14 protein-coding genes are annotated in these 13,440 nt (G+C 70.7%); 6 read left to right on the forward strand and 8 right to left on the reverse strand.

The genetic code is table 11. The features are described 5' to 3' along the window. Position 1: 1 nt before the first annotated feature. From QQY66_RS11690 to QQY66_RS11700, 3 genes are all read right to left on the reverse strand, one after another. Positions 2-187 (reverse strand): hypothetical protein, encoded by a 186-nt coding sequence (locus tag QQY66_RS11690; protein WP_210575910.1) that lies wholly within the window; start codon positions 185-187, stop codon positions 2-4. A 153-nt stretch (positions 188-340) separates the two neighbouring features. Then, positions 341-1,030 (reverse strand): DUF899 domain-containing protein, encoded by a 690-nt coding sequence (locus QQY66_RS11695; RefSeq protein ID WP_301979104.1) that lies wholly within the window; start codon positions 1,028-1,030, stop codon positions 341-343. Between the two features lie 260 nt (positions 1,031-1,290). Further along, a complete protein-coding gene (locus QQY66_RS11700) occupies positions 1,291-2,649 on the reverse strand; it encodes an amidohydrolase (RefSeq protein ID WP_301979105.1) in 1,359 nt (452 codons plus the stop codon). A 138-nt stretch (positions 2,650-2,787) separates the two neighbouring features. Here QQY66_RS11700 and QQY66_RS11705 point away from each other — a divergent pair, with 138 nt between their 5' ends. Together QQY66_RS11705 and QQY66_RS11710 are read left to right on the forward strand one after the other, a co-directional pair. Next, complete coding sequence (locus QQY66_RS11705) at positions 2,788-3,741, forward strand: endonuclease/exonuclease/phosphatase family protein (protein ID WP_301979106.1); 954 nt, start codon at positions 2,788-2,790, stop codon at positions 3,739-3,741. Positions 3,742-3,747: 6 nt separating this feature from the next. Beyond that, complete coding sequence (locus QQY66_RS11710) at positions 3,748-4,314, forward strand: class I SAM-dependent methyltransferase (protein WP_301979107.1); 567 nt, start codon at positions 3,748-3,750, stop codon at positions 4,312-4,314. Here the strand turns inward: QQY66_RS11710 and QQY66_RS11715 are convergent. Continuing rightward, on the reverse strand, positions 4,267-5,301 hold the full coding sequence (locus QQY66_RS11715) for a helix-turn-helix domain-containing protein (RefSeq protein ID WP_301979108.1): 1,035 nt from the start codon (positions 5,299-5,301) through the stop codon (positions 4,267-4,269). The genes QQY66_RS11710 and QQY66_RS11715 overlap by 48 nt on opposite strands. A 130-nt stretch (positions 5,302-5,431) precedes the next feature. Between QQY66_RS11715 and QQY66_RS11720 the strand changes: the two genes are divergently transcribed. Both QQY66_RS11720 and QQY66_RS11725 read left to right on the forward strand, forming a co-directional pair. Then, on the forward strand, positions 5,432-6,328 hold the full coding sequence (locus QQY66_RS11720; protein WP_301987276.1) for an alpha/beta hydrolase: 897 nt from the start codon (positions 5,432-5,434) through the stop codon (positions 6,326-6,328). Between the two features lie 35 nt (positions 6,329-6,363). Continuing rightward, a complete protein-coding gene (locus QQY66_RS11725) occupies positions 6,364-6,753 on the forward strand; it encodes a cupin domain-containing protein (protein ID WP_301979109.1) in 390 nt (129 codons plus the stop codon). A gap of 12 nt (positions 6,754-6,765) precedes the next feature. Here the strand turns inward: QQY66_RS11725 and QQY66_RS11730 are convergent, their stop codons facing one another. The 4 genes from QQY66_RS11730 to QQY66_RS11745 all read right to left on the reverse strand — a co-directional run bounded on the left by QQY66_RS11730 (position 6,766) and on the right by QQY66_RS11745 (position 11,442). Next, positions 6,766-8,697: an FUSC family protein gene (locus tag QQY66_RS11730; RefSeq protein WP_301979110.1), complete on the reverse strand. Its 1,932-nt coding sequence runs from the start codon at positions 8,695-8,697 to the stop codon at positions 6,766-6,768. Next, positions 8,604-9,758: a DUF1524 domain-containing protein gene (locus QQY66_RS11735; RefSeq protein ID WP_367667080.1), complete on the reverse strand. Its 1,155-nt coding sequence runs from the start codon at positions 9,756-9,758 to the stop codon at positions 8,604-8,606. Before QQY66_RS11735 ends, QQY66_RS11730 begins: the two co-directional genes overlap by 94 nt. A 433-nt stretch (positions 9,759-10,191) precedes the next feature. Beyond that, positions 10,192-10,509 (reverse strand): DUF262 domain-containing protein, encoded by a 318-nt coding sequence (locus QQY66_RS11740; RefSeq protein ID WP_301979112.1) that lies wholly within the window; start codon positions 10,507-10,509, stop codon positions 10,192-10,194. Between the two features lie 144 nt (positions 10,510-10,653). Beyond that, positions 10,654-11,442, reverse strand: a complete 789-nt coding sequence (locus tag QQY66_RS11745; RefSeq protein ID WP_301979113.1) for a nucleotidyltransferase domain-containing protein — start codon at positions 11,440-11,442, stop codon at positions 10,654-10,656. A 217-nt stretch (positions 11,443-11,659) separates the two neighbouring features. On the opposite strand from QQY66_RS11745, the gene QQY66_RS11750 reads away from it, so the two are divergent. Continuing rightward, positions 11,660-12,355, forward strand: a complete 696-nt coding sequence (locus QQY66_RS11750) for a hypothetical protein (protein ID WP_301979114.1) — start codon at positions 11,660-11,662, stop codon at positions 12,353-12,355. A gap of 705 nt (positions 12,356-13,060) precedes the next feature. Further along, on the forward strand, positions 13,061-13,405 hold the full coding sequence (locus QQY66_RS11755) for a hypothetical protein (RefSeq protein WP_301979115.1): 345 nt from the start codon (positions 13,061-13,063) through the stop codon (positions 13,403-13,405). Positions 13,406-13,440: the final 35 nt, after the last annotated feature.

Here is a 13,440-nt window from a genome sequence, read left to right on the forward strand (position 1 = left end):
ATCACGCCGCGATGTCCGTGACGGCGTCACCGCCCCGAAGGATCACCAGGAACGAGTCCGTGGCGAGGTCCATCACGACTTCCGCGGGCAGGCCCTTCAGACGCTGCGCCTGCGCGAACTCCTCCGCCGGCCAGGAACCTCGCGGCCCGCCTGCGGGAAAGCTCTCGAGCACCGTTCGCCCGTTCACCCTGCACCTCCATGTAGCGCTGACTCATAGAGTTAAACGCCAAAGTCGGGGTGAACGCCTCGCGAAGTGACGGTACTGAGACGTAGTTGACACTCGTCCACCACAGGGTGTGAGGACTCTCTCAGCATTTCGGGCAAATAATCACTCTGTGCGTCAGTCTTCGTACTCATCGTGATACCGAATGCGCTCACTGCCCGCAGGCGCACCGAGAGCCGACGCGCGCCCCTTGGGCTCCTCCCACTCCTCCTGCCGCCCCAGCGCGGTCAGATCCAGCAGGCTGGTGGTCGATCCGAGTCCGTCGAGGCCGCGTTCGTACGTCGAGTAGGTGTGGAAGACGCGATCGCGGTCCCGCAGGAAGCAGCTGACGCCGGGCCGCTCGGACAGCTCCCCCTCGTGCTCCAGCGTCACCTCGAAGTCGTGGTTGAAGTCGCTGCCGTACGACGAGTACCAGGGCAGCGTCCAGCCCATCCGCGCCTTGAACGGCAGGATCTTCGTGTACGGCGCCCTGGACACCGCCGCGAACGTCGTCCCGCGCGCGTGCAGATGCGCGAGATGCCCGATCTGGTCCAGGAATGCGGAGCAGCTGCGGCAGCCGGCGTCCCATTCGGGCGCGAACATGAAGTGGTACACGACGAGTTGGTGGCGTCCCGCGAAGAGGTCCAGCAGCGTGGCCTTGCCGTCGCCGCCCTCGAACACGTACTCCGTGCCGACCTCGACCATCGGCAGCCCGCGCCGCTCGGCGTTCAGCACATCCCTCGCGCGCGTGGCCGCCTTCTCCTTGAGAAGCAGTTCGGCACGTGCCGCACGCCATGCGTCACGCGTCACGATCTCCGGAAGCGACATGACCCCTCCAGTGCAACGGTCCGTTCTGGATGGTGACCGGAGGCGACGGCGGAACTCATCGCTGCTTCAGGAATTTTCTTGGGAAGGCGTGGAGTGAAGGCACGACCGACCAGGCGGGGCTGCCGTCGGGGCTGGCGGCAAGTTGAGCGCCCCAAAGGGGCGCGGGGCTGTGTCGATATGCGGCTCCGCCGCGTGGGCGCGACCAGCCACAACGGAGCCGCAGACGATCGACGGCCCATCACGGCACCCCCAGCGGAGCGCTACGTGTCGTACTCCTGGATCCGCTTGCCATGGCTCCGGTCCAGCAGTCCAGGCAGCCGCTCCCCCAACTCCCCCACGATCGCGGCCACATCCAGCGTCAACAGCTCACGGTCACGCATCAGGATCCGCCCATCGACGATCGTCGTACGGACGTCGGCGGACCTGGCGCTGTGCACCAGGGTCGCGGCGAGGTCGTGCACGGGCTGGGTGTGCGGGCCGGTGAGGTCGACGAGGATGATGTCGGCGCGGCGGCCCGGTGCGATGCTGCCCAGCTCATCCCCCAGCCCGACGGCCCGTGCGCTCTGCAGGGTCGCGTGGTGCAGGGCTTGACGGGACGTCAGCCAGCGCGGGTCGCCCTGGGTCGACTTCTGGATGAGGGCGGTGAGCGCCATCGACTCCCATACGTCGAGGGAGTTGTTGGAGGCGGCGCCGTCCGTGGCGAGTCCGACGGGGATACCGATGTCGTACAGCGCGCGCACGGGTGTGGTGTCGGGCCAGGCGAACTTGAGATAGCCGCGCGGTGCGGAGGCGACGGCGATGCGTCCGGTGGCGCGTTCCAGGACGGGCAGGTCGCGGTCGAGGATGCCGGTGCCGTGGGCGATGAGGAGGTCGGTGTCGAGGAGCCCGGTGGCGGCGAGGACGTCGATGGGGGTGCGGCCGTGGCGGGCGAGGCTGGTGTCGGCCTGGTCGCGGTTCTCGGAGGCGTGGATGTGGACGGGGAGGCCGTGTTCGCGGGCGAGCGCGGCGGTGGCGGCGAGGTCGGCGTCGTCGACGGTGTAGGGGGCGTGCGGGGCGAGGGTGGTGGTGATACGGCCGCCTGCGCCTCCCCGGTGCCGTAGCGCGAACTCCAGGGACTTCTCCCGCCCTTGAGGACCCTGGGAGGAGAAGAAGGCCTCGCCGAGATGCGCACGCATCCCGCATTCGTCGACCACGGCGGCGACCGCGTCCATGGCGAAGTCGTGATCGGCGAAGCAGGTGACACCGCCGCGGATCATCTCGGCACAGGCGAGCCGCGCCCCCAACTCCACGTCCCTTTCGGTGAGGTTGGACTCGATGGGCCAGACGACGTCGTTGAACCACTCCTCGGTCGGCAGGTCCTCGGCGACACCGCGCAGCGCGACCATCGGGGCGTGTGTGTGGCAGTTGACGAGCCCGGGCATGGCGACCTGTCCGCGGGCGTCGATCCGTTCCCGCGCCGCCGGCCCTCCGACGTCGGCGGCGCTGGTGACCGCCTCGACGAGACCGTCCCGTACAACGATGGCGGCGTCTTCCTCGAACCCGATCCGCTCGTGATCGTCGTGCACGAGGACGGTGCATCCGGTGATGATGAGATCAGCTTCCACGGGAGAAGGCGTCATCGGGCCAACGTACGACGGTGTAGTGCCGCGACGTGAGCCGAACCGCGCATCCCGTCGCGGCCCTGTCGCGGGGCGGCCCGTGCGGTCACCCTGGCCTCACCACAGCCCGCACCGATGGCTTCTGGAAAGGAGCCCGGCATGTTCATCGGCACCTGGAACCTGGAGAACCTCTTTCTGCCCGGCGGCCCGTCAGGCCCGAAGGACAAGGCCGCGTACGAGACGAAGCTGGCCGCCCTCGCGAACGTGATCAAGGAACTCGACCCGGCGCTGCTCGGTGTGCAGGAGGTCGGCGAGGACACGGCGTTGCGGGACCTGATCGCGATGGTGGGCGGCACCTGGCACACCGCGCTCTCCCAGCACGGCGACAGCCGGGGCATACGGGTCGGCTTCCTCAGCCGGACGCCGCTCGAGGTGCTGGCCGACACGACGGCGTTCCCGCCGAAGCTGCGCCCGGTGCAGGTGGACGACGACGGCACGGCGGTGTCGGCGGCGGGCCGGGGCTTCCTGGCGGTGGAGACGGCGACGCAGGCGGGGCCGTTGCGGGTGGCGGTCTGCCATCTGAAGTCGAAGCTGCTGACCTTCCCCGGAGGACGCTTCCACGCGCGCGACGAGGGCGAGCGGGCGCGGTTCGGGGCGTACGCGCTGTACCGGCGGGCGGCCGAGGCGACGGCGCTGCGGGCGCTCGCGGACGAGTTGCTGGCGGGCGACGGCCGCGAACGGGACGTGGTCGTGCTGGGCGACCTGAACGACGAGGTGCAGGCGGCCACCACGCAGATCCTGCTCGGCCCGCCCGGCTCGGAGATCGGCACGCCCGGCTTCGAGGCCGCGGACAAGGGAGACGCGGCCCGCCTGTGGGACGTCGCCCCGCTCATACCGGCCGAGCGGCGCTTCTCGCGTATCAACTCCGGGCGGCGTGAGCTGATCGACCACGTGCTGGTCAGTCACCGTCTGGTCCGGCGGGTGTCGGAGGCGGGGACGGGGCTGCCGGGGTCGGACACGCCGCGGTTGCCGTCCGTGGGGCCGGACCCTGCGGCTCGACGCGGGGAGCCGGGGTCGGACCACGCGCCGGTGTGGGTGCGGGTCGGAGACTGAGCTCCTGTGTCCGTTCCGGAGCGGCTGACGTGGACCGTCGACATCCTGGACCCCGATCCCGGAGACCGGGTGCTGGAGATCGGGTGCGGCCGGGGTGTCGCGGTCGCGTTGCTCTGCGAACGGCTCACGACAGGCACCGTCACCGCCGTCGACCGGTCTCGGACAGCGGTGGAGGCGGCGCGGCGGCGCAACGGCGAGTGCGTCGCCGCGGGCAGGGCGATGCTCCGGGTGGCAGCGGTGGAGGAGGCTGATTTCCCGGACGGATCGTTCGACAAGGTCTTCGCGGTGAACGTGAACCTCTTCTGGGTCCGGTCGCCGGAGAAGGAGCTGACGGCAGTGAGGCGGTGGCTGGCGCCGGGCGGAATCCTGTGCCTGTCGTGGGAACCGCCGGATGCGCGACGGGCGACGGAGATCGCGGAGACGGTGACGGCCGCCGTCACCGCCCACGGCTTCGAGGCGGAGGTACTCACGGCGACCACGGCAAAGGGGGCCTGGCTGGTGTGTGTGCGTGCAACGAAGCTGCCCTCAGTCTTCGAGCAGCTGCCATGTGGTCAGGGCGAGCCTGGCCCGTAGCAGTCCGGTGGGTTCGGTGAGCTCGATGTCCAGGGCCTTTCCGAGCTGCTCGAGTCGGCGGGCGACGCTGCTGTGGTGCAGATGGAGCCGGTCGGCGGCCCGGCGCAGGGAGCCGGTGGCGCAGTAGGCGTCCAGGGTCTCCAGATCCTCCGGGCAGTCGGCGATACGGGCGATCGCGGCCACGTCGACGTTGTCTCGCGCGGCGTCCTCGGGCACCTGGGCGAGCAGGGCCAGCGCCCCCAGGCCTTCGTAGGTGACGACCGGCTGGCGCGAGGTGGTGAAGCGGAGCGCGGTGCGGGCCTGTTGCCAGGACCGGTCGGGCGTTTCGGCGGCGCCGATGCCGGCGCGTGCGCCCGCCGGGAGCCGCGTCCGGTCCATGGTCGTGGTGAGGATGACGCCCACGTCGGCGAGCGGTGCCGCCTTCACCGGGCCGGCCGGGCAGAACAGGCCGGCGACCTTGTCGAGGGGCAGCCGCGACCGTACGGCGACGACCCGGACCGGCAGGTCGGCGGTGAACCCCAGCAGCCGTAGCGCCCGGGCCCGGGCCGCCTCGTCGCTGTCCGCGCTGATCACCAGCTCGACGAGGGCGGGGTCGGCCATGGTGGTACGGGCCGGACCGTACCGCTCGACGACGGCCGCCGCGGCGATGGCGAGCCGGTCGAGCAGCATGTCGTCGAGCGGGCCGGGCGGTCCGGGCCGCTCCAGCCACACCGTGCCGATCTCCTCCTCGTCGAGGGTGATCGGCATCGCGCTGGACGCGGGTGACGGCGGGGCGGACGCCTCCCTGCCGTCGGACGAGACACGGATCGCGCGTCCCGTGCCGTGCAGCCGGATCCCGGCCACGCACTCGGCCAGTACCGCGGAGGCCCGGGCGAGCGCCGGGAGATCCACGCGGCGGCGCATCAGCGTGTCGTAGAACATGACGACCCGGATCGCGCCCTCGGCTTGGGAATCCAGGTGCGACAGCCGTGCGGCCAGTGCCTCCATGTCATGCCTCCGTCTCAGGAGGATAGGTCCTCAACGCCGGGAAGGGGGGCGCCAATTGGCGCGCGAACGGGGCCCGATGCCCGACGGACGGCGGATGACCCGCGACGTGGCGGCGCTGAAGATGGCTGACATGGATCCCGAACTCGAAGCATTCATCCCGTTGTTCCCCCGGGCCGACCTGACCGACCCGGTCATCGAACGCAAGAGCTTCGCCGAACTGGCGACCGCCGTGCCCGCCCCGGACACCACCGGAATGGAGGTCGAGGACCGTACGGTGCCCGCCGATCCGGAGGTGCCGGTGCGGATCTACCGACCGCACCAGGCGCAGGGAGCCCTCGTCTGGCTGCACGGCGGCGGATTCGTCATGGGTGACCTCGACACCGAGCACCCGTGGGCCGCCCGGCTGGCGGACGCCTGCGGCGCGGTGGTGATGTCGGTGGGCTACCGCCTGGCCCCCGAACATCCGTTCCCGGCCGCCCTGGACGACGCCTACGCCGTACTGACCTGGGCCTGCGAGTACGCCGCCGAACTCGGCATCGACCCGGAGCGGATCGCGGTCGGAGGCCACAGCGCCGGCGGAGGGCTCGCGGCCGGAACGGCGTTGCGGGCACGCGACCAGCAGGGGCCGCCGATCTGTTTCCAGCTGCTCAACCAGCCCGGACTCGACGACCGCCAGGAGACCTGGTCGCAGCGGAACTTCACCGATACGCCCTGGATGAACCGCGACAAGGTCGCCGCGTCATGGAGGCACTACCTGGGCTCCGTGCCCGCCACGCCCTACGCCGCCCCCGCACGGGCCACCGACCTGTCCGGCCTGCCGCCCGCCTACATCGCCACCGCGGAGCTGTGCCCGAACCGCGACGAGGACATCACGTACGCGCTGCGACTGCTGGAGTCAGGCGTGTCGGTCGAACTGCACCAGTGGCCCGGGACGTTCCACGGGTCGCAGGCGATCCTGTCCGCCGACGTCTCCCAGCGCCAGATCGCCGAACTCGGCGCGGCTCTGCGCCGGGCGCTGGCCAAGTGACACATGGAAGATCACCGCAGAAAGGACGTCTCGCCATGACCACCGCCCCGATCGATCTCTTCTCCTCCTTCTTCCACCTCCGCCAGGACGGCCAAGTCCACGCCGAACAGCCCGTGTTCGATCCCGACCGGGAGGGCTGGCAGGTGATGACCTTCCATGTGGAGACCGAAGCCGACGTGCACGGTGACCACTGGGAGATCCACACCAACGCGGACGAAGTCGTCTCCTGCCTCACCGGAGGAATCCGCCTCTGCTTCCGCCCCGAGCAGCCGGGAGATGAGGAGACGCAGGTCAAGCTGGCCGCCGGCACCGCGGTCATCGTGCCGCGCGGCCGCTGGCACCGCATCGAACTGGACGCACCCAGCGACATCATGTCCGTCACCCTGCCGCGGGGGAGCCGGCTGCTGAAGCGGACGGAAGTCTGATACGACCAAGGGCTATACGGCGAGCGGCAGTTCAGGCATCCGCAGCCCCACACGCTCGCGGCCCTCGGCGAGTTCGTCGAGAAGGGCGGCCAGGCGGTCGGTGTGCCGGGTGGTGAGCCGGCCGGAGTCGTCGAGGTGCACGGCGCACGCGGTGGTCGTGTCGACGATCCGTTCGAGTACGACGACGATCTCGGCGGCGCCTTCCGAGTGCCGGGCGAGGGCGGGGAGTTCGGCGGCGGCGAGGGCGATGGCGGTACGGGCTTCGGCGAGCGTGCGGTAGGCCTCACGGCGGAGGGTCCAGCGGAGGGGGCGGGGGTCGGACGGGCGGGGGGACGGGGCGCCGGGCTTGCCCGGGATGTGCGTTGCGTCGCTGGTCGCTGGGGCAGCGGACTCGTTCAGGACGTGGTTCAGATAGGCCTGCGCCGCATCGCCCGCCGCCGCGAGCCGGGCCCGCACTCCTCCACCCCGCTGCCCCGGCATCGGCAGATGTCCCACGACCAGCACGATGGCGCAGGCCAGCAGCGTCTCGCCGATGCGGCTCCAGGAGGCCGGGGGCTCACCGCCGACCATCACCAGGGCAAGGACGAGAACGGTGACGACGGCGGTCTGGGCGGCGAAGTGCCGCGTGGCGACAGGTATGAGGGCACCGCTGAGAGCCACGAGCGCGATGAGGCCTCCGGGCTGGGGCAACGCCGCGGCGAACCCGGCGAAGACGACAGCCCCGAGGACCGTCCCCGCGGCCCGGCACAGAACGCGTGAGAGAAGCGGCCCGAGGTCAGGCTTGACGAGGAAGACGGCGGTCGCGGGCAGCCAGTACCAGTGCTCGTGCTGCCCGTACCACTGGGCGTGATGCAGCGCCTGGGCGATGGCGGCGCTGGCCCCGAAGCACAGGGCGACGCGCAAGCCGTACTCCCGCCCGCCGGCCCCGAAGACGCTGCGGAGGAGCGCCCGCGGGGATCGCCGACGGGTGTGCAGGTCGCGGCCCTCGCCCTGGTCGAACACCTCGGCAGCGTGCAGGAGGGCGTCATCGAGAGCACGCAGCGCGGGCGCGGACCGGTTGGGCGCGGGCAACGGCCCGGTATGCGTGTTCCCGCGCACGGCGGCAGCGAGCCGACGCGGACCTTCGGAGGCACGCGCCGACACACCCTCCCCGCCCCAGGCCAACGCGGTCGCCGCCTCCGCGAGAGGCAACGCGGCAGCGTACTGCGCCCGCAGCCGCCGCTCGGCCGCGGAACTGGCGTACCGGCGCAGCCGTGGCCCGGCGAGAGCGTCCTGCGCATGATCGAGGGCGGCGGTGAGGGAGACGCGACGGGCGATCGCCGCGGAGGACCCGACGGCATCGAGAAGTTCGGCAACGGCGTCGTACACAGCGGCGACGGCCTTCCGCTCCCCGTCGAACCGATAGTCCCCGACGATCGCACCGGGCGTGGGAAGGAGCAGCCGCAGCGCGAGCAGCCACCCCGCTCCGGCGACGAAGGCAAGGGCCCGCACCCAGCCCGGCTCGGGCAACGGCATCCCGGCCCCGATGGCGGTCGCGACAAGCAGTTGCGTACCGGCGGCGGAGGCGACGGGGCCGATGGCACTGATGCCTCCGGCGACGAGCCCCAGGCCGGTGAGGATCAAGGTCAGCACGAGGACGCCCGTGCTGTGACCGGCGTACGTCCCGACGAGCATCCCGCCCGCCCCCGCAACCGCGGGCACCCCGAGCCGCCTGACAGACGCCCGCCGACTCCCCGGCCGGTCATTGATCCCGGCGAGCATGGCGGCGATGGCGGCGACGACACCGAGGGAGGCACGGTCGAACAGGACGGCCAGGAGCAGGAGCGGCCCGGCGGCAAGCGCCCCACGCGTCACCGCCATCCAGGGCACCGGGCCGCGCTGGGCGCGGAGGGCATGGGCGAGCCAGGGCGGGAGGACGAACGAAGCGAACGCGGGGCGTGACACAGGGCTCCTGTCGGGACGAGGGCGCGGGGTTTGCCTTCGGGCGACGGTGGCCGGGCTTTCGGTGTGTGGCTTCTACGGTAGATCGGCTTCCTGGAGGGGATGGAACGGTCGTATTTCGGGAGTGTGACGACCCGTGGCAGAGGCATGTTCTTTATGAACGCAACGGGGTGCCGGCAACGATCACCCCGTCCACACGAGGTCTCTCGGGTCGCCTGTCTCCCGGTTGTCCGGCCGGCGGAACCCTCCGAGACACGTCCGTCGGAAGTGAGGACGCGATGGGCGCCATGGATCCCGGGTTTGCCGGCCAGGTGCTGGCCGACGGCTACGGCGTGCGTACCGACGAGGGCACCTACATCACCGTAGGTCGTCCATGTCCCGGCCGGCATCGCGAGCAGGGCGGCCCGCAGGTCCTTCCACCCCGGCCACTCGTCCGCCTGTCGCATTCCGTCGATCGGCCCCGGCCACAACGTGACCGCTCGCTCCGCCAGTTCGTCGGCGCGGGCAAGGATCTGCGCCTTGCCCCAGCGTTCCTGGTCAGCGATCCACTGGTTCATGCGCAGCGCACTCGAGTCGAGGATCTCCTGCTTGCGGCGGAACGGATGATTCGAGAGACGGGCGTTGTCGACGGACAGAGTGAGATTGCCGAGGGTGTGCACCAGTTGGGTGTGGAGTTCCTCCGCGCTCTGCCCGTCGTCGGCCTCTTCCGCGAGCAACTCGTACCACTTCTGGTTCGGTCGCTGTGGCAGCACATGCTCAACGGTGGCTTGGTGCGGATCGCCTGACGGACATCGTCGTCGGTCGGCCAAACGCGCACGCCGCCTCTCCGCTTGGGGAGGTAGCGCAGCGTGGCCTCGGCCACGGAACGGTCCTTCTCCAACTCCTTGGGCATCTCCATGAAGACCCTGTTGAGGCCGGTCGTCGACACCTGACACAGCAGCCTGCGCACCATGTAGCTCTCGGCATACCCCAGCGCCTGGGCAGCCTCGCGTGCCGTGGCCCGACCGCTGTCGACACTGTCGAGCAGATAGAGCGCGAGGGGGTAGTGGGTCTGGCCGCCCCACTGGGCCAGCCTCTCCAGGGCCGTACGCAGTTCCGCATCGCGTTCCCGCTCGGGTTCGAGGATCCGCATCAGCCGCTCGGCGCGCTGCGCGAGGGCGGCGATCTCCGACTGCAGGGCTTCCTCGTCACCGCTGAAGGGCTCCAGCCGGCGCTGTTGCTCGCGGTAGATCTCGGTCTGCCTGGCCCTGCTGCTGCCGGTCACCACGAGGTCGAGCCGGACGAGCAACTCCAGGTTCTGCGGCCCGAGTTGCTCCTGCATGGGCAGCCACAGGCTCCGATACACGTTCTCGCCCCGGTTGGGCAGGCACATGAAGACGTAGTTGCGCAGCAGGTCGCTCTGGCTGAGCCCGACACCGGTGTTGTTGATCGACTCGAGGATGCGGTAGACGTTGTCGCCCTTCTCCTCGGTGATCGCGACGATGGACAGAAGGTTGTTCAGGACCGTCTCGACCGCGTCGGTCCACCCGTCCTCGTTGCCTTCCTCGCTTTCCGTGAGCACGCCCAGGAAGAACCGGTAGGCCTGCGTCGAGGGCTCACCGAAGGCGGGCGGTCGTGATCGGCCTTCATCCGCTCGCCGCGCTCCCGGTAGCTGTCTCGGAGCGCGGTGAAGGCGAGCCTGAGCGTGGTGAGCCGCTGCTGGCCGTCGACCACCAGCCAGCGCTGCAGCCCGCCCGGGACCACCCGTTCCGGCGCCAGGACGACGGAGTCGAGGAAGTGCAACGGCGTGGAGCCGTCTTCGAGGTACTGCTCCACCAGTTCCAGTACGTCGTCCCAGAGCCGCCGCGACGGCGTTCCAGGTGGGGGAGAAGCAGTTCCAGGTTCCGCTCTACCAGCGCACCTACAGCTGGCAGCAGGACGAACTGCGCTGGCGTCACCAGCGCAGGGGCTGCCGGGCCGTCAGGATCCCCGCAGTCCAGCGTGCCCTGCCGCCGCCGCTGCGAACAGTGACTCCGCGCTCGCCACCGCCAGGGACAAGGCGTCCGAGCCGGGTCCGAGGCCGGCGACGACGGCATCGACCTCGCGGAGACCGGCCCGCTCCAACAACCGCTTCTCATTCGTCACCCACTCCCTGCGCGCCGCCAGCACCCCGTGCCCGGTCTGCACGGCGGCCGTGGCGATGGCACCGGCGACCTCCGTGAGGCGGCCCGCGGGGGCGTGGTTGGCCTTGGCGTACGTCAAGGTGGCCTGGGCCGTGCCGTACCAGCGCTCGCTCGCCGTACGTGCCAGCTTCTCCGGATACGCGGCCGGTCGGGGCAGCTCACCCCGAAGCACGTGGTTGACGGCAAGCTCCGCCACCACCAAGTAGCTGGGGATCCCCGCGAGATGGAACATCAGCGGCTCCACTCGGAACCGCCCCTCCTGCGCCTCCGCCAACTCGTGCTCAACGACGTCGAGATCGCGATAGTGCACATCGACTCGCCGCCCGTCGATCGTCAGCCACGCACCCCCGTTGAACACCCCGCCACCCCAACCGCCCACCTCCGAGACCTCGCCCTCCCAGCCGACGGCGCGGAGGTCTGCGGGGTCGAAGGAGCCGCGGTAATAGACGGCCAGATCCCAGTCACTCTCCGACGTGTGCGTGCCCTGGGCGCGGGAGCCGCCGAGGGCCACGGCCCGGACTGTGGGCAGGGAGGCCAGGCGGTCGGCGGTGGTGTCGAGGAACGCGGCGTCGGTGAGAACGGGCACGTCGGGGCTCCATCGGGTGGGGGGCGTGGTCGGACAGCAGCCGCAGGGTAGGCACATCGTCCTCCCCTCCGCGATGCAAATACGGCCGCCGTGGGGCGGGGGGCGACGCACCGCGGTCGTGCCGGTGTCGACGTCCAGGCCGATTGTCAGTGGCGTGCGCTCTAATTGATCTCGTCGTCACAGAGCGTGATGGACGAGAGCGCTACGGGGGTGCGCGATGACGATGCTGGAGAGGGACGAGGGCGGTCGCGAACACGGCGCGGAGGATGGCGGCGACCTGCGGTCGACGCGCGCGCACATCTCGGCGGCCGGGCTGCGTGCCCGCGGCTGGACGCCGGGAATGGTGCGCCGACTGCTCGGTGAGCCCGATCTGTTGTGGGTCAATCCGCACTTCCGAGCGGCTCCGCAGACTCGGCTCTACCTCGTCGAGCGGGTGGAATCCGCTGAGCGGAGCGAGAAGTTCCGGGCGGTGGCGGCGGCAGCCGCGCGACGGTCCGCGTCGGCGAAAGCGGCCGCCCTGCGCCGTCGGCAGGAGGTGCTGGCCCGGATCGCGGCGGAGCCGGTCGACGTGCCGCGTCTGGCCGAGCCGAAGCTGGCGGCCATGGCGGTCGATCACCACAACTGCCAGGACGGGGAAAAGAGTTACGAGAGGTGGGGGCACAGCGCGGACCCCGCCACAGTCGACGGTGCCGATCCTCCCGCCCTCGACCGATGGAAGGTCGACTACCTCCGCCATCGGCTCACCCGCTACGACGAGCTCCTGAGCGGACTGCGCGGCAGCACCGGACGCGCGGCAGCCGAGGACCTGCTCAGGCGACGCGTCTACACCGCCATCGCCGAGGCGTACCCAGACCTTGCACAGGAGTGCGAACGACAGCTGCGTGAACGGGAGTGGGGTCCACCGCCGGAATGACATCTCCGGGCGAGGATGCGGCAGCGCCTGCGCCGTCGGCCGCGGCGAACCCAGCCTCCGAGCCCATGAAGGATGATCAAGCTCTCCGCGTGCACGACCGTCTGGCGGCCTCCCCCTGGCTGCGCCCCGTCACTCCGGCGAGGGCCGCCGGTTCGGTCTCTGGGATCTCGCCTCACTCACCGAGGGCGCACTCGGCACCTGCGTCGACCCGGGCTCGCTCACGGTGTCGGGCGAGAAGCGCTTACGTGTCCGACTGGGCTCGTCGGGGCGCGAGTACACGTACGACGAGGACTTCGGAAGGAGGTACTGGATTCGGACACCCGGTGGCGGGTGCGGCACGGCGGGGACCGTCGCCGTGGACACCTGGCCCATGGGCGCGGGCGCGTTGCGGCTCTCCTCGCTCTACGTCCATCCCGTGGCCGGCGGCGCGGAATCGCGTCGGCCGTCCTGGGCATGGTGTACGACGCCTGCCGCGCCGAAGGGCTGAACGGGTTCCGTCTGGACACGCACTGGACCTGGCAACGGACCGTCCGCTACTACCTCGGCCGGGGGTTGTGGGTCACGTCCTGAAAGCATGCGCTGGGGTTCGCCAGGCTTTCGTATCTGCCCCGGTATGAAGTGCTGGAGAGCGGTGGCGAGTTGACATTCCTGGTGGCCGACTCGGAAGGGCCGGGCGAAGGGTCCGCGGATGGCGGATCCACGGCGATGGTCCCGCTCCTCGTGGCCGGGAACGCCGGCGGGCGGCTCCGCCTGCGAGAGACCGAGCGGTATCGGCGTATGCGGGATGAGCGGGACGTCGTACGCCTGTATGCGCGCTCGACACTGGCGCTGCACCTCGCGGTGGGGGGTTGGCCGTTGGTGCGAGGGGAGGAGGAGTGGTCCGAGGCCGCATGGTCGTGTGACATCGGTGAGCCGGAGGGGCTCGCCTGCAAGATCGGCGTCTTCGAGCGGGTTGCCCGGGAGGAGGGCTGGCGGGTGGAGAGCCCGTATGCCGACCGCTGGGTTCCGCCGTTCGGGGCGCGAGAAAATTCGGATGCCGTACCCGGGTGACAGCACGGATGATCGGCAGGTTGGCCGTTCACCGC

Origin of the sequence: Streptomyces sp. DG2A-72 (assembly GCF_030499575.1) — a bacterium.
Lineage (GTDB): Bacteria > Actinomycetota > Actinomycetes > Streptomycetales > Streptomycetaceae > Streptomyces.